We start from the raw sequence: 20,481 nt of genomic DNA on the forward strand, positions 1-20,481 counted from the left end.
TTTATGAAGCAAACAATCAAAGATATTAAAGACCACTTAGCCACCTTACACTCAGTTAATGAAATCCAGCTTCAACCATTTTATAAAGATGACCGTAAAGGTGTCCAAAAAGCCATAGCAACACGAATCAAGCAACTAGATAAGGAACAACAATTATTAAATCAATATCAAGCTATGACTTTTTATGAAAATCAAATATTAGCAAATGATGGAAATGCGATGATTTGTGGTATCGATGAAGTAGGCAGAGGCCCACTCGCTGGACCAGTTGTTGCATGTGCGGTGATATTAAATCATGATCATCACTATACAGGCCTCAATGATTCGAAGCAACTGACCGCCAAAAAAAGAAAAGTATTAGAGCGCCAATTATTAGATGAATTACATGCTTATGCATTCGGCTATGCCACAGTAGAAGAAATTGATGAAATCAACATTTATGAAGCGACAAAATTAGCTATGAAACGTGCGATCAACGGATTGTCAGTTCAGCCTACCCATTTACTCATTGATGCGATGACACTAGAAACAGATATCGATCAAACATCACTTGTGAAAGGTGATGCTAAAAGTGTATCAATTGCTGCAGCAAGTGTCCTAGCTAAAGAAAATAGGGACAGATATATGACGCAGCTTGCACAAAAGTTTCCGGAGTATGGGTTTGAAAAAAACGTTGGTTACGGAACTCAACAACATTTAGATGCAATTAAAAATCACGGCATTTTAAATGCCCACAGAAAAACATTTCAACCAATTAAATCGCTTTATAAATAATCTAAAAATTAAAAGAATTGAAATAAGTAGTTTAAATCAGTTTACAATAGCGCTTTCATTTCCTATAATTAAATATGAACTTAACCTAAGAAACAGGAGGATGGAGAATGAATATCCACGAGTATCAAGGTAAAGCAATATTTCGTTCAATGGGCGTTGCTGTCCCAGAAGGACGTGTAGCATTTACTGTTGAAGAAGCAGTTGAAAAGGCAAAAGAATTAGATTCAAATGTATATGTTGTAAAAGCGCAAATTCACGCCGGGGGTAGAGGTAATGCAGGCGGCGTTAAAATTGCAAAATCACTATCTGAAGTGGAAACATATGCGAAAGAATTATTAGGTAAAACATTAGTAACACATCAAACAGGGCCAGAAGGTAAAGAAATTAAGCGCCTTTACATAGAAGAAGGCTGCGACATTCAAAAAGAATATTATGTTGGATTTGTAATCGATCGTGCAACTGACAGAGTAACTTTGATGGCATCAGAAGAAGGCGGTACTGAAATCGAAAAGGTTGCTGCTGAGACACCTGAAAAAATCTTCAAAGAAACAATTGATCCAGTTGTTGGATTAGCGCCTTATCAAGCAAGAAGAATTGCTTTCAATATTAATATTCCTAAAGAATCAATTAATAAAGCAGCTAAATTTTTAGTATCACTTTATAATGTATTTATTGAAAAAGATTGTTCAATTGTTGAAATCAACCCACTTGTAACTACAGGTGATGGACAAGTACTTGCATTAGATGCAAAACTTAATTTTGATGATAATGCGTTATTTAAACATAAAGATATTCAAGAATTACGCGATTTAGAAGAAGAAGATCCAAAAGAAATCGAAGCTTCTAAATATGATTTATCATACATTGCATTAGATGGCGACATTGGTTGTATGGTAAATGGTGCTGGTCTTGCAATGGCGACAATGGATACAATTAATCACTTTGGTGGTAATCCAGCGAACTTCCTTGACGTAGGGGGCGGCGCAACGAAAGAAAAAGTTACTGAAGCGTTTAAAATCATATTAGGTGATGAAAACGTAAAAGGTATCTTTGTTAATATCTTTGGTGGTATTATGAAATGCGATATCATTGCTGAAGGTATTGTTGCTGCAGTTAAAGAAGTTGAATTAACTTTACCGTTAGTTGTACGTTTAGAAGGTACAAATGTTGAAAGAGGTAAAGAAATTCTGAATGAATCAGGATTAGCTATTGAACCAGCTGCAACAATGGCAGAAGGCGCACAAAAAATCGTAAAACTTGTAAAAGAAGCGTAAGGAAAGGATGGGAACGCTAAGATGAGCGTAATGATAGATAAAAATACAAAAGTAATTGTACAAGGTATCACAGGGTCTACTGCACTTTTCCATACAAAACAAATGCTTGAATATGGTACGCAAATTGTTGCAGGGGTAACTCCAGGTAAAGGTGGACAAGTAGTAGAAGGCGTACCAGTTTTCAATACTGTTGAAGAAGCTAAAGAAGAAACTGGTGCAACTGTTTCAGTAATCTATGTACCTGCTCCATTTGCAGCAGATGCTATTTTAGAATGTATTGAAGCTGAGTTAGATTTAGCTATATGTATCACGGAGCATATTCCAGTTATCGATATGGTTAAAGTAAAACGTTATTCAGAAGGCAAGAAAACACGTGTGATTGGACCAAACTGTCCAGGTGTTATTACTGCAGATGAATGTAAGATTGGTATCATGCCTGGTTATATACACAAAAAAGGCCATGTGGGCGTCGTTTCACGTTCAGGTACATTAACTTATGAAGCTGTACATCAGTTGACTGAAGAAGGCATTGGTCAAACTACTGCAGTAGGTATCGGAGGAGATCCAGTTAACGGTACTAACTTTATTGATGTATTAAAACAATTTAATGAAGATGATGAAACGAAAGCAGTTGTTATGATTGGTGAAATCGGTGGTACTGCTGAAGAAGAAGCTGCCGAATGGATTAAAGCTAACATGAATAAACCTGTTGTAGGTTTCGTTGGTGGACAAACAGCTCCTCCAGGAAAACGTATGGGTCATGCTGGCGCAATTGTTTCTGGCGGTAAAGGTACAGCAGAAGAGAAAATTAAAACACTAAACAGTTGTGGTGTGAAAACTGCTGATACACCATCAGAAATTGGCACAACATTAATTGATGCTGCAAAAGAAGCTGGTATCTATGAACAGTTACTTACTATTAAATAAAGCAATTTAATAATAGAATAGCTTAAAAATGAGCACAAACTCCTAAAATATGTTGGAGTTTGTGCTATTTTCAGTGTTTGAATTTTGTATGGTGTTGAAGTAGTGTGGGGTACGTATTTAAATTTCTTCTTAAAACTAGATTACAAATACAGTCTAAATGAATTTAATTTGTAAACAAACTTTATATTGTTTTACTTTATAATTATTTTATAAAGGAGTACGATATATGAACATAGATTATTTATTTTTAAAATTGCGTTTCTCAGGATTGTCCACACATCAAATACATCGATTGCTGAAATATAAGAATGATTTTATGTTTTACAATAAACACGAGCAGCAAGCAATATTACAACTATATTTATCAACAATTAAATCTAAAAAGAAAGATCAAATATATCAAGATTTTGTAAACAATCCCATTGATGCCATTCTTATTCAATTACATAAATGGAACATTAATTTTATTGGTATTAACCATCCATCATATCCGAAATTGCTTCGCGAAATACATGATCCTCCACTTATACTTTTTTATAAAGGAGATATCACGTTAACAACGCGTGATCAAACCCTTGCAATCGTTGGATCTAGACATGCTACTCGATATACAGGGGATGCATTGAAATTCCTTTTCCCTTCATTTAAAAAGAAAGATCTAACCATAGTCTCTGGATTAGCAGAAGGTGCAGACCAAGCAGCACATCAACATGCATTAGACAATCAAATGTCAGCGATTGCGGTGTTAGGATTTGGCCATCTTAATCATTATCCCAAATCAACGCAAAATATTAGAAATCAACTTGAGCGCACTGGCTTAGTCATAAGTGAATATTTACCATATCAAAAGCCGCTTAAACATCATTTTCCAGAAAGAAATAGATTAATTAGTGGTTTATCAAAAGGGGTTTTGATTACAGAATCTACAATTAAAAGTGGTACTTCTATTACGACTAATTGTGCATTAGAACAAAATAGAGAAGTATATGTTTTGCCAGGTTCGATGTTCAATGATATGACAATGGGGAACTTAATAAGTGCGCAAGAAGGGGCGAAAATTGTTATATCTGCGAAAGACATCATAGATGATTTTAACTAAAATTTAGATCAATGTATTTATTTGAACAATTGTTTTATAGTTGAAAAAGATGTGTATAAACAGTGTCTTTTCCTTTATTTAATTCTAAATACGCCTTTGATTAAATAAATTTAAAATTAAAAACATTGACAAAAACAAAATAGACCGTTTATCATTTATCTTTGTAATTAGAAATGCAAGGGGGTAACTACTTTGGCAGAAAATTTAGTCATAGTTGAATCGCCTGCAAAAGCTAAAACCATTGAAAAATATTTAGGTAAAAAATATAAAGTTATCGCATCTATGGGGCATGTTAGAGATTTGCCAAGAAGCCAAATGGGCGTAGATGTAGAAAATGACTATGAACCCAAATATATTACTATACGCGGTAAGGGCCCTGTTGTTAAGGAATTAAAAAAACATGCTAAGAAAGCAAAAAATATATTCTTAGCAAGTGACCCCGACCGTGAAGGTGAGGCAATTGCTTGGCATTTAGCGAATATATTGAATTTAGAAGACGCTACTGAAAATAGAGTAGTATTTAATGAAATAACCAAAGATGCAGTGAAACAAAGTTTTAAACATCCTAGAGGCATAGAAATGGAACTTGTGGATGCACAACAGGCTAGAAGAATTTTAGACCGTTTAGTTGGTTATAATATTTCTCCTGTTTTATGGAAGAAAGTTAAAAAAGGACTTTCTGCTGGTCGCGTTCAATCTGTCGCATTAAGATTAGTCATTGATCGTGAAAATGAAATTAGAAATTTCAAACCAGAAGAATATTGGAAAATAGAAGGAGAATTTAGATATAAAAAATCTAAATTTAGTGCTAAATTCTTACATTATAAAAACAAGCCATACAAATTAACTAATAAAAATGATGTTGAGACGATTACGTCACAGCTTGATGGGGATCAATTTGAAGTTACAAAGGTAACAAAAAAAGAAAAGACGCGTTATCCTGCCAATCCATTTACGACTTCAACACTTCAACAAGAAGCTGCAAGAAAATTGAATTTCAAAGCGCGTAAAACAATGATGCTTGCCCAACAATTATATGAAGGTATTGACTTGAAAAGACAAGGTACAGTTGGTTTAATCACTTATATGCGTACAGATTCTACTAGAATTTCTGAACAAGCTAAAAGTGAAGCCAAGGATTATATTAAAGACACTTATGGTAATGAATATACTTCGAATCGTAAATCTAAAGGTCAAGGAGATCAAGATGCACACGAAGCTATAAGACCATCAAGTACTTTACGTACACCTAGCGAAATGAAAAATTATTTAACTAGAGACCAACATAGACTGTATAAATTAATTTGGGAGCGTTTTGTAGCAAGTCAAATGGCACCTGCTATTTTAGATACAGTAGCATTAGATTTAACACAAAATGATTTGAAATTCAGAGCAAATGGGCAAACAATTAAATTCAAAGGTTTTATGACTTTATACGTTGAAACAAAAGATGATGGAGATGAAGGTAAAGAAAATAAATTACCTAATATCAATGAAGGTGAAATGGTTACAGCAACCAATATTGAACCTTCACAACATTTCACTCAACCTCCACCACGTTATACAGAAGCAAGATTGGTAAAAACTTTAGAAGAAATGAAAATTGGTCGTCCTTCAACTTATGCACCGACAATTGATACTATACAAAAAAGGAACTATGTTAAAAATGAAAGTAAACGGTTTGTTCCTACCGAATTAGGCGAAATTGTTCATGAACAAGTAAAAGAATATTTCCCAGAAATTATAGATGTAGATTTTACAGTTAATATGGAGACATTACTCGATAAAGTTGCAGAAGGTGAAATTGCTTGGAAAAAAGTTATTTCAGATTTTTATAATAGTTTTAAGCAAGATGTTGAACGTGCAGAGGAAGAAATGGAAAAAATAGAAATTAAAGATGAACCTGCAGGAGAAGATTGTGAAGTTTGCGGTGCACCAATGGTTATAAAAATGGGTCGATATGGTAAATTTATGGCATGTTCAAACTTCCCTGATTGTAGAAACACTAAAGCAATCGTCAAAACAATTGGTGTGACTTGCCCTAAATGTAAAGAGGGCGATGTCGTTGAACGTAAGTCTAAGAAAAATCGTATCTTCTATGGTTGTTCTAAATATCCCGAATGTGATTTTGTAACTTGGGATAAACCTATTGGACGTGATTGTCCAAAATGTGAACATTATTTAGTTGAGAAAAAACAAGGACGTAAAAGTCAGGTTGTTTGCTCAAATTGTGATTACAAAGAAGAAGAACAAAAATAACAAATATATAAATTGATTATTAGAAAAGGAAACTGTATTTTTTAATAATATTTAGCAACTTACGATTCATATTTATAATGTAGAGATATGTTATTTAGCTTATAAAATAGTGTCGTAGTTGCTATTTTTTTGTATAGGAGGATATATATATGACTCAAATTGTCAATGTTGTAGGGGCTGGCTTAGCTGGCTCAGAAGCCGCTTATCAATTAGCGCAAAGAGGCATTCATGTAAATTTAATTGAAATGAGGCCAGTTAAACAAACGCCGGCACATCATACAGATAAATTTGCTGAATTAGTTTGTTCCAATTCATTACGTGGCAATGCGCTTACGAATGCCGTGGGTGTATTGAAAGAAGAAATGCGTCGAATGGATTCATTGGTTATAACTGCAGCAGACAAAGCGCGTGTTCCTGCTGGTGGTGCGTTAGCTGTAGATAGACATGATTTTGCAGGGTATATTACTGAAACATTGAAAAACCATCCGAATGTAACTGTAATTAATGAAGAAATTAACACTATACCTGATGGATATACAATCATTGCTACTGGTCCATTAACAACAGATCAATTAGCTCAAGAAATTGTTGACGCAACAGGTAAAGATCAACTATATTTTTATGATGCTGCAGCACCGATTATTGAAAAAGATAGTATTGATATGAATAAAGTTTATTTAAAGTCACGTTATGATAAAGGTGAAGCTGCTTATTTAAATTGTCCGATGACGGAAAAAGAGTTTAACAGATTTTATGATGCTTTATTAGAAGCAGAGGTCGCACCAGTGAATGAATTTGAAAAAGAAAAATATTTCGAAGGTTGTATGCCATTTGAAGTAATGGCAGCACGTGGACGTAAAACGTTATTGTTTGGTCCGATGAAACCAGTTGGCTTAGAAGATCCCAAGACTGGCGAAATACCATATGCAGTTGTACAGTTACGTCAAGACGATGCTGCTGGTACTTTGTATAATTTAGTAGGGTTTCAAACACATCTAAAGTGGGGTGCACAAAAAGAAGTACTTAGATTGATACCAGGTTTAGAGAATGTTGAAATTGTTCGATATGGTGTCATGCATAGAAACACATTTATTAACTCCCCTGATGTACTCACTGAAACTTATGAATTAAAAGGAAGAGAATCTCTTCATTTTGCTGGTCAAATGACTGGTGTAGAAGGTTATGTAGAAAGTGCAGCAAGCGGTTTGATTGCTGGTATCAACGTAGCTCATAAAGTTGAAAATAAAGGAAGGGTTATTTTCCCTAGAGAAACGATGCTGGGTAGCATGGCTTATTATATTGCTCATGCGAAAAATGAAAAAAACTTCCAGCCGATGAATGCCAATTTTGGTTTGCTACCGGATTTAGATGAAAAAATTAAAGATAAAAAAATAAGATATGAACAACTTGCGCATAGAGCTTTGACATATTTGGACAACTTTAAAGAAACATTATAATGTTAATATAGTGAAATATTGATTCAGAAAATTAAAAAAAGTTTTTCTCAATTTAATAGTTATGTTTCGCAGTTCCCTCTATCGATATGCTACAATTTATATCGATGGAGGGGTTTTTATTGGAAGAAATCCAACAAGCTTATTTATACATGCTTAAAGTAGAACGACATTTTTCTGAACATACATTGAAATCATATCATGATGATTTAGAGCAATTTAATGATTTTTTAAATCAAGAGCATTTAAGCTTAGCTAATTTTGAATATAAAGATGCTAGAAATTACCTAAGTTTTTTATATTCAAAAAACTTGAAAAGAACATCGGTTTCTCGTAAAATTTCTACGCTGAGAAGTTTTTATGAGTATTGGATGGTACAAGACGAAAGTGTCATAAATCCATTTATACAATTAGTTCATCCGAAAAAAGAACAATATTTACCGCACTTTTTTTATGAAGAAGAAATGGAAGCATTATTTAAAACAGTAGATAAAGATTTAAAAAAAGGATTAAGAGATCGTGTTATTTTGGAGCTTTTATATGCTACTGGTATCAGGGTATCAGAGTTAGTAAATATCAAAGAGCAAGATTTGGATATGAATTTACCAGGTGTTAAAGTTTTAGGTAAGGGTGGTAAAGAAAGGTTTATCCCTTTCGGTGAATTTTGTAAACAAAGCATTGAACATTACTTAGAAGCATTTAGTCCTAAAAAAGGTACTGAACACGACTATTTGTTAGTTAACATGAACGGTGCGCCTATCACTGAGCGTGGCATTCGTTATGTGTTAAATGATGTAGTGAAACGAACTGCAGGTGTAACAGATATACATCCGCATAAATTAAGACATACATTTGCTACACATATGTTAAATCAGGGTGCTGACTTAAGAACAGTGCAATCATTACTAGGACATGTCAATTTATCGACGACAGGTCGTTATACACATGTTACGAATGATCAATTAAAAAAAGTATATTTAAATGCACATCCTCGTGCAAAAAAGGAGAATTAAAATATGAGTACATCTATTCATGCGACAACTATTTACGCAGTACAACATAATGGACATTCGGCAATGGCTGGTGACGGACAAGTAACACTTGGCGAACAAGTTATTATGAAAAAAACCGCTAGAAAAGTTCGACGCTTATATAATGATAAAGTGTTAGCTGGATTCGCAGGTAGTGTGGCAGATGCTTTTACACTATTTGAAAAGTTCGAGACAAAATTACAACAGTTTAGCGGTAATTTAGAAAGAGCCGCTGTTGAGTTAGCGCAAGAATGGAGAGGCGATAAACAGTTAAGACAGCTAGAAGCGATGCTTATTGTTATGGATAAAGATTCAATACTAGTCGTAAGTGGTACTGGAGAAGTGATTGCGCCAGATGATGATTTAATTGCAATTGGATCCGGTGGCAATTATGCCTTAAGTGCAGGTAGAGCATTAAAACGTCATGCTACTGATTTAAGTGCGCGTGAGATGGCATATGAAAGTTTAAAGGTTGCCTCTGATATTTGCGTGTTTACGAATGACCAAATCGTTGTGGAAGAACTTTAAAAAACTTATATTTTAAAATATGTTGTAATAACAAAAAGTAAAAATTTATGAAATAAATGTATAATAAATAATGGATTTTTGAAGAAAATAAAGTAACGGAGGTATTTCTCATATGGAGTCGAATGGTATTAAATTAACGCCAAAAGATATCGTTTCAAAACTTAACGAATATATAGTTGGTCAAGATGACGCTAAACGCAAGGTAGCAGTAGCATTAAGAAATAGATATAGACGAAGCCTACTTTCTGACGAAGAGAAACAAGAAATTGCACCGAAAAACATTTTAATGATTGGACCAACTGGCGTAGGGAAAACTGAAATTGCGCGACGCATGGCTAAAGTGGTTGGTGCGCCTTTTATTAAAGTAGAAGCTACGAAATTCACAGAAGTAGGTTACGTTGGGCGTGACGTTGAAAGTATGGTTAGAGACTTAGTTGATATTGCTGTTAGATTGGTAAAAGAGCAAAAGAAAGCGTTAGTTGAAGATGAAGCGCGAAGTAAAGCAAACGAAAAATTAGTTAAACTTTTAGTTCCAAGCATGAAGAAGAAAGCGAATAGCACTAACAGTAACAACCCTTTAGAATCTCTTTTTGGCGGAGCAATACCTAATTTTGGTCAAAATAATGAGGACGATGATGAAGAAACGCCAACTGAAGAAATCAAAACAAAGCGTTCTGAAATCAAACAACAATTATTAAATGGTTCACTTGAAGAAGAAAAAGTGAGATTAAAAGTTGAACAGGACCCAGGTGCTTTAGGTATGTTAGGTACAAATCAAAACCAACAAATGCAAGATATGATGAACCAACTAATGCCTAAGAAAAAAGTGGAAAGAGAAGTCCCTGTCAAAACTGCTCGAAATATTTTGACTGATGAATATGCGGATGAACTGATTGACCAAGAAACTGCCAATCAAGAGGCTATTGAGCTAGCCGAACAAATGGGAATTATTTTTATTGACGAAATAGATAAAGTGGCTACTAACAATCAAAATTCAGGTCAAGATGTTTCACGACAAGGTGTACAAAGAGATATTTTACCTATACTTGAAGGTAGCATGGTTCAAACTAAATATGGTACTGTTAATACTGAACATATGCTATTCATTGGTGCTGGTGCATTCCATGTTTCAAAACCAAGTGATTTAATACCTGAATTACAAGGTCGTTTCCCAATTCGTGTTGAATTAGAAAGCCTTTCTGTGGAAGACTTTGTAAGCATTTTAACTGAACCCAAATTATCATTGATTAAACAGTATGAAGCGCTACTCCAAACGGAACAAGTAACGGTGAATTTCACCGAAGAAGCGATTAAACGTTTGGCAGAGATTGCCTTTCAAGTTAACCAAGATACAGATAATATTGGTGCGCGTAGATTGCATACAATACTTGAAAAAATGTTAGAAGATTTATCGTTCGAAGCACCGAGCATGCCACATGCCGTTGTAGATATCACACCTCAATATGTTGATGATAAGTTGAAATCAATTTCAACAAATAAAGATTTAAGTGCATTTATTTTATAATATAAACAAAAAGGAGAAGTAATATGAGCTTATTATCAAAAACAAGAGAATTAAATACACTTTTGCAAAAGCACAAAGGAATCGCTGTAGACTTTAAAGACGTCGCACAAACGATAAGTAGTGTAACAGTGACAAATGTTTTCATTGTGTCAAGAAAAGGTAAAATTTTAGGATCAAGTTTAAATGAATTGTTAAAAAATGAACGTATTATTCAAATGCTAGAAAATAGACACATACCTGTGGAATATACAGATAAGTTAATGGATGTAAAAGAAACAGAATCCAATATTGGAATCGAAAGTGATCTTTCAGTTTTTCCACCTGAAAACGAAGATGTATTTAAAGATAGTAAGTCAACTATCTTTCCAATATTAGGTGGCGGAGAAAGACTAGGTACGTTAGTGCTAGGACGTGTACAAGACGACTTTTCTGAAAATGATCTTGTTTTAGGTGAGTATGCGGCTACAGTTATTGGTATGGAAATTCTGCGTGAAAAACATAATGAAGTTGAACAAGAAGCTAGAGATAAAGCTGCGATTAATATGGCAATCAATTCATTATCATACTCAGAAAGTGAAGCGATTGAACATATTTTTGAAGAATTAGGTGGTAAAGAAGGCTTGTTGATTGCTTCTAAAGTAGCTGACAGGGTTGGAATTACACGTTCTGTGATTGTTAATGCATTGCGTAAGTTAGAAAGCGCAGGAGTTATTGAATCACGTTCATTAGGTATGAAAGGTACGTTTATTAAAGTTAAAAAAGAAAAATTCTTAGATGAATTAGATAGAATAAAATAAAATGTAGAATCACTTTTAAATGTGATTGCTATATACGCTTTCATATCATTTAGTATATCCATGCGTTATGCGTTTATTTAGTGAATATGTAAAAAATAAATACAATATCATTTTATAATGGAAACTGCTTACTATATAAAGTGTTACAGTGATATTTGAATTGATAAAAATATGACTTGAATCTTCACAATTATAAATGAGAAATTATAAGCTGAACTATTGCTTTATATGTATGAATATGATATATTTATTCACGGCTATTAAGCCAATACGCACATAGAGAGCGGAAGTATAAAGGGTGCGATAAATTGTTATCGTGTTTATATGAGCTTTTTATGGAGGTAAAAAACCAATAGGAGGATTTTATTTATGGCAGTAATTTCAATGAAACAATTACTAGAAGCAGGTGTTCACTTCGGTCACCAAACACGCCGTTGGAACCCAAAAATGAAAAGATACATCTTCACTGAAAGAAACGGTATCTACATTATCGACTTACAAAAAACAGTGAAGAAAGTAGAAGAAGCTTACAACTTTATAAAACAAATTTCAGAAGATGGCGGAAAAGTTTTATTTGTTGGTACGAAAAAACAAGCACAAGAATCAGTGAAAGCTGAAGCTGAACGTGCTGGTCAATTCTACGTTAACCAAAGATGGTTAGGTGGTATTTTAACTAACTATAAAACAATTTCAAAACGTATCAAACGTATTTCTGAAATTGAAAAAATGGAAGAAGATGGCTTATTCGAAGTATTACCTAAAAAAGAAGTAGTAGAACTAAGAAAAGAATATGACCGTTTAATTAAATTCTTAGGCGGAATTCGTGATATGAAATCTATGCCTCAAGCATTATTTGTAGTTGACCCTCGTAAAGAGCGCAACGCAATTGCTGAAGCACGTAAATTACACATCCCAATCGTTGGTATTGTGGATACTAACTGTGATCCAGATGAGATCGATTATGTTATCCCTGCAAACGATGATGCTATCCGTGCCGTTAAGTTATTAACAGGTAAAATGGCAGATGCAATCTTAGAAGGTCAACAAGGTGTATCAAATGAAGAAGTAGCGGCTGAACAAAACATTGATTTAAATGAATCAAAAGAAGAAGCTACTGAAGCAGAAACAACTGAAGAAAACACTTCTGTTGAATCAAACTAAGAATAATGTAAAATGGGTGATAAGATATTTAAGCTTATCACCTTTTTTTAAAATAAATATATTAAAATTCATTAAATAATGGAGGAATATGAAATGGCAATTTCAGCTAAACTTGTAAAAGAATTACGTGAAAAAACTGGCGCTGGTATGATGGACTGTAAAAAAGCGTTGACAGAAACTGATGGTGATATTGATAAAGCTATTGATTACCTACGTGAAAAAGGTATTGCGAAAGCAGCTAAAAAAGCTGACCGTATCGCTGCAGAAGGACTAGTACATGTAGAAGAAAAAGGAAATGAAGCGGCAATCGTAGAAATTAATTCAGAAACTGACTTCGTAGCACGTAACGAAGGTTTCCAAGAATTAGTGAAAGAAATTGCTACACAAGTGTTAGAGAGTAAAGCTGATACTGTTGAAGCTTTATTAGAATCTGAATTAGCTGACGGTAAAACTGTAGACCAACGCATGAAAGAAGCAATCTCTACAATCGGAGAAAAATTAAGTATCCGTCGTTTTGCTGTTAGAACAAAATCAGATAATGATGCATTTGGTTCATATTTACACATGGGTGGACGTATCGGTGTATTAACAGTTGTTGAAGGTACTACTGATAGCGATGCTGCTAAAGATGTAGCTATGCATATTGCTGCGATTAACCCTAAATATGTTTCATCTGAACAAGTAAGTGAAGATGAAATTGCTCATGAAAAAGAAGTATTGAAACAACAAGCTTTAAACGAAGGCAAACCAGAAAAAATTGTTGAAAAAATGGTTGAAGGTCGTTTACGTAAATATTTACAAGAAATTTGTGCAGTTGACCAAAACTTTGTTAAAGATCCTGATCAAACAGTTGAAGCTTTCTTAAAATCAAAAGGTGGAAAACTAGTTGACTTCGTACGTTATGAAGTAGGCGAAGGTATGGAAAAACGTGAAGAAAACTTTGCTGACGAAGTAAAAGGACAAATGAAATAATATTTCATAGTTTGAACAAGAAAGAAGACACCTTTTTGTGCTCCGTATGAAAGACTTACTTTTATATTGGAAGTTCTACTGTGTCTTCTTTACTTGTATCAAATACATATTTTCACAATAGAGAGGATAAGACAATGGCTCAAACTTCTAAATATAAACGTGTCGTTTTAAAATTAAGTGGTGAAGCACTAGCAGGTGAAGATGGATTCGGGATAAATCCCATAATTATTAAAAGTGTTGCTCAACAAGTAGCTGAGGTAGCAAAAATGGATTGTGAAATTGCAGTGATTGTTGGCGGAGGTAATATCTGGAGAGGTAAAACCGGTAGTGATCTAGGTATGGATCGTGGTACAGCAGATTATATGGGCATGCTAGCTACTGTTATGAATGCTTTAGCACTACAAGACAGTTTGGAACAATTAGAGTGTGATACACGTGTATTAACTTCTATAGAGATGAAACAAGTTGCAGAACCTTATATTCGTCGTCGCGCAATTAGACACTTAGAGAAAAAGCGTGTTGTTATATTTGCTGCTGGCATAGGTAATCCATACTTCTCAACTGACACAACTGCAGCTTTACGTGCTGCTGAAGTTGAAGCAGATGTTATCTTAATGGGCAAAAATAATGTTGATGGTGTCTATTCTGCAGATCCTAAAAAAGATGAAAATGCGGTTAAATATGAACATTTAACACATATTCAAATGTTACAAGAAGGCTTACAAGTCATGGACTCAACAGCATCTTCTTTCTGTATGGATAACAATATCCCGTTGAATGTATTCTCTATCACAGAAGAAGGAAATATTAAACGCGCTGTTATGGGTGAAAAAATAGGAACATTAATTACAAAATAATTTAGAGGTGTATAAAATGAGTGACATAATTAATGACACGAAAACAAAGATGAAAAAATCAATTGATAGTCTTTCAAGAGAGTTAGCTAATATTAGTGCTGGTAGAGCAAATTCAAACCTTTTAAACGGTGTTACTGTTGATTATTATGGAGCACCAACACCTATTCAACAATTAGCGAGTATCAATGTACCAGAAGCTCGTCTTTTAGTCATTTCACCATACGACAAAACATCAGTGGCTAATATTGAAAAAGCAATTAATGCAGCAAACTTAGGCGTAAACCCATCTAGTGATGGTGAGGTCATTCGTATAAGTGTGCCTGCATTAACAGAAGAACGTCGTAAAGAGCTTGTAAAAGAAGTTAAAAAAATTGGTGAAGATTCTAAAGTTGCAGTTAGAAACGTACGCCGTGATTCGAATGACGAACTTAAAAAGCAAGAGAAAAACGGTGACATCACTGAAGATGACTTAAGAACTCAAACGAATGAAGTACAAAAAATAACTGACGATTCTATAAATGACATTGATAAATTATTAGAAGAAAAAGAACAAGATATTATGTCAGTATAAACATGGTAATTATGATATGTTTTTTGTGAGTAAATACTCAACATTAAGTTGTTTGGTATTGAAAATGAAGCATATTATAAATTTATCTGAACTGTATCAAATCAGACTTTGGTACAGTTTTTTTATTTGTTTATTCATTGCGCTTATCTAGTATGATAAAATGATAGATAATTGCATTTAGAAGCTAATTTAATAAGCAGAGATGATAACGCTCGGAGGAAATACCATGTTTAAAAAGCTAAACAAGAAAAAAAACCAGCCTAATGCATCCAACAATGAGTTGGATTTACATAATGTACCTAATCATATAGCAATTATTATGGATGGCAATGGACGCTGGGCTAAACAAAGAAAATTGCCTAGAATCAAAGGCCATTATCAAGGTATGCAAACGATTAAAAAAATAACTAAAGAAGCTAGTGATTTAGGTATTAAATATTTAACGTTGTATGCATTTTCAACTGAAAATTGGACAAGACCTAAAAATGAAGTCAATTATATCATGAACTTGCCGGTTAACTTTTTAAAAACCTTTTTACCTGAATTAATAGAAAATAATGTTAAAGTAGAAACGATTGGTTTTTTAAATGATTTACCAACTGCAACACTTGAAGCGATTAATAAGGCAAAAGAACAGACCAAAGCAAACACAGGATTAAAATTAATTTTTGCAATTAACTATGGTGGACGTGCTGAAATTGTCCATAGTGTAAAATCAATTTATGAAAAATTATCTTCAGAAGGCTTATCCAGTGATCATATTACAGAGCAATTGATTAACGAACATTTAATGACCCACGATTATCCTGATCCAGACCTTTTAATTAGAACCTCAGGTGAGCAACGAATTAGTAACTTTCTTATCTGGCAAGTATCTTACAGTGAATTTATATTCAATGAAAAATTTTGGCCAGATTTTGACAAAGAAGAATTAATAAACTGTATTAAAATTTATCAATCTCGTCAAAGACGTTTTGGGGGATTATAAATAGTTAGGAGAATAGTATGAAAGTTAGAACTTTAACAGCAATAATAGCACTTATTGTTTTTCTACCTGTATTGTTAAAGGGTGGCCTTGTACTAATGCTTTTTTCTTATTTATTAGCATTTATAGGTCTCAAAGAATTGTTGAATATGAATATGATAAAGTTCCTATCCATCCCAGGAATTATAAGTGCATTAGGAATATTAATTATTATGATACCGCAAGAAGCAGGTACATGGGTAAACGATTTACAATTAAAATCTTTAATAGCAATGAGTTTTATTTTACTCAGTTATACAGTACTTTCTAAAAATAGATTTAGTTTTATGGATGCTGCCTTTTGTTTAATGTCTATAGCTTATGTAGGGATAGGCTTCATGTATCTATATGAAACTAGATCAGAAGGATTACATTACATACTTTTAGCTTTCTTAATTGTGTGGTCTACAGATACTGGCGCGTATATTTTTGGTAGATTAATGGGTAAACATAAATTATGGCCTGTCATCAGTCCCAATAAAACAATTGAAGGGTTTATTGGCGGCATTATTTGTAGTTTGATAGTTCCGCTTGTAATGATGATGTTTATAGATTTTGATATTGCAATATGGTTACTACTGTTATGTACGGTTATTTTAAGTATGTTTGGTCAGTTAGGAGACTTAGTAGAGTCAGGCTTTAAACGTCATTTTGGTGTGAAGGATTCTGGACGCATTTTACCTGGTCACGGTGGTATATTAGATCGATTTGATAGTTTTATGTTTGTCTTACCATTATTAAACATATTCTTAATATAAGTGATTTTAAGGTAAACGAAGTGCCAATAAAATTGTATAATTGAACAATAAAAGGAGTTATGAATTTAAATGTCGATGAGAAATCAAATGAAACATTTAAGTTTTTAACTCCTTTTCATAAGTTTTTAAAATATGTTACAGAGAAATTAAGTGTTAAGTCATGATAATTTTTTCTACTGCATAAAGTTACGTGTATCAGCTAGTATTGTTATGTTATAATTTTATAATCAAAAGCATTAAAATAGCTTATATATTATAGCAATATAAAAAATAATGGAACAATCTTACGGAAAATATGAGGTGTATCAATTTGAGTTTTCTAGTGACAATTATTTCTTTTATAATCGTATTTGGTGTTCTTGTAACAGTTCATGAATACGGTCATATGTTTTTTGCAAAAAGAGCTGGCATTATGTGTCCAGAATTTGCAATTGGAATGGGGCCAAAAATTTTTAGTTTCAGAAAAAATGAAACTTTATATACCATTCGTTTATTGCCTGTTGGAGGATATGTAAGAATGGCAGGTGACGGGTTGGAGGAACCACCCGTTCAACCAGGTATGCATGTAAAGATAAAATTAAATGATAAAGATGAAATCACACATATCATTTTAGATGATCAACATAAGTTCCAACAAATTGAAGCAATGGAAGTTAAACAATGTGATTTTAAAGAAGATTTATACATTGAAGGTGTAACTGCATATGATCAGCAAAGACATCATTATCAAATTGCTGACAAAGCCTATTTTGTTGAGAATGGTAGTTTAATTCAAATAGCTCCCAAAAACCGACAATTCACACACAAAAAGCCTTATCAAAAATTCTTAACACTGTTTGCTGGCCCATTACTTAACTTTTTACTTACATTAGTATTATTTATTGGCTTAGCTTATTATCAAGGTACACCAACAAATACAGTTGATAAAGTGGCGCAAGATAGCCCAGCAGCACACGCAGGCTTAAAAACAGGTGATACTATCGTGAAAATTGCTGACAAATCTATCAATAGTAAATCTGATATAGATCAAGCAATATCACAGGTTAAAGACAAAAAGACACAAATTAAAGTAGAACGAGATGGTAAAACAGAAACCTTGCAAGTAAAACCAAAAAAATATGAACAAAAAGTAACTAAAACACATTCAGAAACTAAATATTTGTTAGGTTATACTGCTTCTACAGAACATACGGTATTTAAACCGATTACTGAAGGCGTAAAGCAAACAATTGTAGCTGGAAAACTGATATTTACCGCGATTTTAAGCATGATTGCGAGCATTTTCACCGGTCAATTTTCATTTGATATGTTAAATGGTCCAGTCGGTATCTATCATACAGTTGACTCTGTTGTTAAAACAGGTATTATTAATTTGATTTCTTGGACAGCTTTACTAAGCGTCAATTTAGGTTTAATGAATTTATTACCAGTCCCAGCACTTGATGGCGGACGAATCTTATTTGTAATATATGAAGCGATTTTCAGAAAACCATTAAACAAAAAAGCAGAAACGACAATTATTGCAATTGGTGCAGTATTTGTATTAATTGTAATGGTCTTAGTGACGTGGAATGACATTCAACGTTATTTCTTATAAAAGGAGAGCATGTAAATGAAACAATCTAAAGTATTTATACCAACGATGAAAGAGGTACCTGCAGCAGCTGAAGCTTTGAGTCATAGACTTTTGTTAAAAGCAGGATTAATCAAACAAAGTACGAGTGGTATTTATAGCTATTTACCGTTAGCTGCTAAAGTTTTGAATAACATTGAAAGTATTGTAAGACAAGAAATGGAACGTATCGACGCTGTGGAAATTTTAATGCCAGCGTTACAAAAAGCTGAACTATGGGAAGAATCCGGTCGTTGGAGTGCATATGGTCCAGAATTGATGCGTTTGAAAGACAGACATGGTCGTGAGTTTGCACTTGGACCAACACATGAAGAACTTATAACATCTGTAATCAGAGATGAACTTAAATCATATAAACAATTACCACTTACTTTATTCCAAATACAATCTAAATTTAGAGATGAAAAACGCCCGCGCTTTGGATTGTTACGTGGTCGTGAATTTATTATGAAAGATGCATATTCATTTCATGCTGATGAGACTTCATTAGATGAAACATACCAAGATATGTATCACGCATATGACCGCATATTTAAACGTGTCGGAATAAATGCGCGACCAGTAGTTGCAGATTCAGGTGCTATTGGTGGCAGTCATACACATGAATTTATGGCTTTAAGTGAAATTGGTGAAGACACAATAGTTTATAGTGAAAATAGTGATTATGCAGCTAATATTGAAAAAGCTGAGGTTGTATATCATCCCAATGAAAAGCATGATGAGGTAGCGTCATTAACCAAAATAGAAACACCTCAAGTACATACAGCACAAGCATTAGCAACATTTTTAGAAAAACCACTGGATGAAATCACAAAATCCATGGTATTTAATGTTGATGGTGAATTTATTATGGTACTTGTACGTGGTCACCATGAAATTAATGATGTGAAATTAAAAGCGTTCTTTGGTACGGATCACATCGAATTAGCTACAGAAGATGAAATTAAAAATTTATTAGGTGCATCTCCTGGTTCACTTGGTCCTATTTTCGATAAAAACATCAAAGTATATGCTGATAATTTTATAAAAGATTTAAATAATATTGTTGTAGGTGCTAATGAAGATGGTTACCATTTATTGAATGCAAACGTAGGGCGTGACTTTGAAATCGAAGCTTATGGAGACTTTAGATTTATTTTAGAAGGAGAGCCTTTAGCTGATGGATCAGGTGATGCTAAATTTGCCGAAGGAATTGAAGTTGGGCAAGTATTTAAACTTGGTACTAAATATTCTGAAGCAATGAATGCAACATTCCTGGATAATCAAGGTAAAGCTAAACCTTTATTAATGGGATGTTATGGTATAGGTATTTCTAGGACTTTAAGTGCGATTGTTGAGCAAAATAATGATGAAAATGGTATTATATGGCCTAAATCAGTAACGCCATTTGATTTACATTTAATTACAATCAATCCTAAAAAAGAAGAACAACGTGAATTGGCTGATCAATTATATAAACAATTAAAAGAAACATATGATGTACTTTATGATGACCGTAAAGAACGTGCAGGTGTTAAATTTAATGATGCCGATTTAATAGGATTACCAATTAGAGTAGTAGTTGGTAAAAATGCTGCTGAAGGTATCGTAGAAGTTAAACGACGTGATACAGGTGAAAGTGAAGATGTTCAAATTGATAACTTAAATAGTTATATTAATGATTTATACCTAAGTATATAAGTCAACAGTCAACTTTAACAAAATGATTGCTATCATATACGTTGCTAAAATTAAGATGTAAGTTAAAACATTAATACGCATATACTTTATATAAATGCATATCATTGCTAAAAGTATTAGATGAAACTTTTAGTTTAACCTGTACTTTAATGTTTGA

Annotated in this window: 18 protein-coding genes; all 18 read left to right on the forward strand. The window is 33.4% G+C overall.

Annotated features, from left to right (window positions below; translation table 11 throughout):
- Positions 1 to 3: 3 nt before the first annotated feature.
- The 18 genes from KA830_RS07635 to KA830_RS07720 all read left to right on the forward strand — a co-directional run bounded on the left by KA830_RS07635 (position 4) and on the right by KA830_RS07720 (position 20,324).
- Positions 4 to 774, forward strand: coding sequence for a ribonuclease HII (locus KA830_RS07635; protein WP_204180061.1), 771 nt, complete (start codon positions 4 to 6; stop codon positions 772 to 774).
- Positions 775 to 881: 107 nt separating this feature from the next.
- The gene (gene sucC / locus KA830_RS07640; RefSeq protein WP_046208647.1) at positions 882 to 2,048 is read left to right on the forward strand and encodes an ADP-forming succinate--CoA ligase subunit beta; all 1,167 of its coding nucleotides are present in this window, start codon (positions 882 to 884) and stop codon (positions 2,046 to 2,048) included.
- A 21-nt stretch (positions 2,049 to 2,069) separates the two neighbouring features.
- On the forward strand, positions 2,070 to 2,975 hold the full coding sequence (sucD, locus tag KA830_RS07645; RefSeq protein WP_046208646.1) for a succinate--CoA ligase subunit alpha: 906 nt from the start codon (positions 2,070 to 2,072) through the stop codon (positions 2,973 to 2,975).
- Positions 2,976 to 3,201: 226 nt separating this feature from the next.
- Positions 3,202 to 4,074 carry a DNA-processing protein DprA gene (gene dprA, locus KA830_RS07650; protein WP_046208645.1) on the forward strand — a complete coding sequence of 291 codons (873 nt, stop codon included), beginning with the start codon at positions 3,202 to 3,204 and terminating at the stop codon, positions 4,072 to 4,074.
- 192 nt (positions 4,075 to 4,266) lie between these two features.
- Positions 4,267 to 6,333 carry a type I DNA topoisomerase gene (gene topA, locus KA830_RS07655; RefSeq protein ID WP_046208644.1) on the forward strand — a complete coding sequence of 689 codons (2,067 nt, stop codon included), beginning with the start codon at positions 4,267 to 4,269 and terminating at the stop codon, positions 6,331 to 6,333.
- A gap of 149 nt (positions 6,334 to 6,482) precedes the next feature.
- Positions 6,483 to 7,790, forward strand: a complete 1,308-nt coding sequence (gene trmFO / locus KA830_RS07660) for an FADH(2)-oxidizing methylenetetrahydrofolate--tRNA-(uracil(54)-C(5))-methyltransferase TrmFO (protein ID WP_046208643.1) — start codon at positions 6,483 to 6,485, stop codon at positions 7,788 to 7,790.
- Between the two features lie 119 nt (positions 7,791 to 7,909).
- Positions 7,910 to 8,800, forward strand: a complete 891-nt coding sequence (gene xerC, locus KA830_RS07665) for a tyrosine recombinase XerC (protein WP_046208642.1) — start codon at positions 7,910 to 7,912, stop codon at positions 8,798 to 8,800.
- Between the two features lie 3 nt (positions 8,801 to 8,803).
- On the forward strand, positions 8,804 to 9,346 hold the full coding sequence (gene hslV, locus KA830_RS07670) for an ATP-dependent protease subunit HslV (RefSeq protein WP_046208641.1): 543 nt from the start codon (positions 8,804 to 8,806) through the stop codon (positions 9,344 to 9,346).
- A 112-nt stretch (positions 9,347 to 9,458) separates the two neighbouring features.
- Positions 9,459 to 10,871: an ATP-dependent protease ATPase subunit HslU gene (hslU, locus tag KA830_RS07675; protein WP_046208640.1), complete on the forward strand. Its 1,413-nt coding sequence runs from the start codon at positions 9,459 to 9,461 to the stop codon at positions 10,869 to 10,871.
- Positions 10,872 to 10,894: 23 nt separating this feature from the next.
- A complete protein-coding gene (codY, locus tag KA830_RS07680) occupies positions 10,895 to 11,668 on the forward strand; it encodes a GTP-sensing pleiotropic transcriptional regulator CodY (protein ID WP_046208639.1) in 774 nt (257 codons plus the stop codon).
- 369 nt (positions 11,669 to 12,037) lie between these two features.
- Entirely contained in the window at positions 12,038 to 12,829 is a 792-nt protein-coding gene (gene rpsB, locus KA830_RS07685; RefSeq protein WP_040030607.1) for a 30S ribosomal protein S2, read from the forward strand.
- A gap of 93 nt (positions 12,830 to 12,922) precedes the next feature.
- Positions 12,923 to 13,801: a translation elongation factor Ts gene (tsf, locus tag KA830_RS07690; protein WP_046208638.1), complete on the forward strand. Its 879-nt coding sequence runs from the start codon at positions 12,923 to 12,925 to the stop codon at positions 13,799 to 13,801.
- Between the two features lie 134 nt (positions 13,802 to 13,935).
- Positions 13,936 to 14,658 carry a UMP kinase gene (gene pyrH / locus KA830_RS07695; RefSeq protein WP_019468449.1) on the forward strand — a complete coding sequence of 241 codons (723 nt, stop codon included), beginning with the start codon at positions 13,936 to 13,938 and terminating at the stop codon, positions 14,656 to 14,658.
- A gap of 16 nt (positions 14,659 to 14,674) precedes the next feature.
- Positions 14,675 to 15,229, forward strand: coding sequence for a ribosome recycling factor (frr, locus tag KA830_RS07700; protein WP_046208636.1), 555 nt, complete (start codon positions 14,675 to 14,677; stop codon positions 15,227 to 15,229).
- A gap of 226 nt (positions 15,230 to 15,455) precedes the next feature.
- Positions 15,456 to 16,217: an isoprenyl transferase gene (locus tag KA830_RS07705; RefSeq protein ID WP_070658430.1), complete on the forward strand. Its 762-nt coding sequence runs from the start codon at positions 15,456 to 15,458 to the stop codon at positions 16,215 to 16,217.
- Positions 16,218 to 16,234: 17 nt separating this feature from the next.
- Positions 16,235 to 17,011: a phosphatidate cytidylyltransferase gene (locus tag KA830_RS07710; RefSeq protein ID WP_064209034.1), complete on the forward strand. Its 777-nt coding sequence runs from the start codon at positions 16,235 to 16,237 to the stop codon at positions 17,009 to 17,011.
- Between the two features lie 310 nt (positions 17,012 to 17,321).
- A complete protein-coding gene (rseP, locus tag KA830_RS07715) occupies positions 17,322 to 18,608 on the forward strand; it encodes an RIP metalloprotease RseP (protein ID WP_210134165.1) in 1,287 nt (428 codons plus the stop codon).
- Positions 18,609 to 18,623: 15 nt separating this feature from the next.
- Entirely contained in the window at positions 18,624 to 20,324 is a 1,701-nt protein-coding gene (locus KA830_RS07720; protein ID WP_070658435.1) for a proline--tRNA ligase, read from the forward strand.
- Positions 20,325 to 20,481: the final 157 nt, after the last annotated feature.

Source organism: Staphylococcus sp. GDY8P119P (assembly GCF_017892075.1).
Classification (GTDB): Bacteria; Bacillota; Bacilli; order Staphylococcales; family Staphylococcaceae; genus Staphylococcus; species Staphylococcus ureilyticus.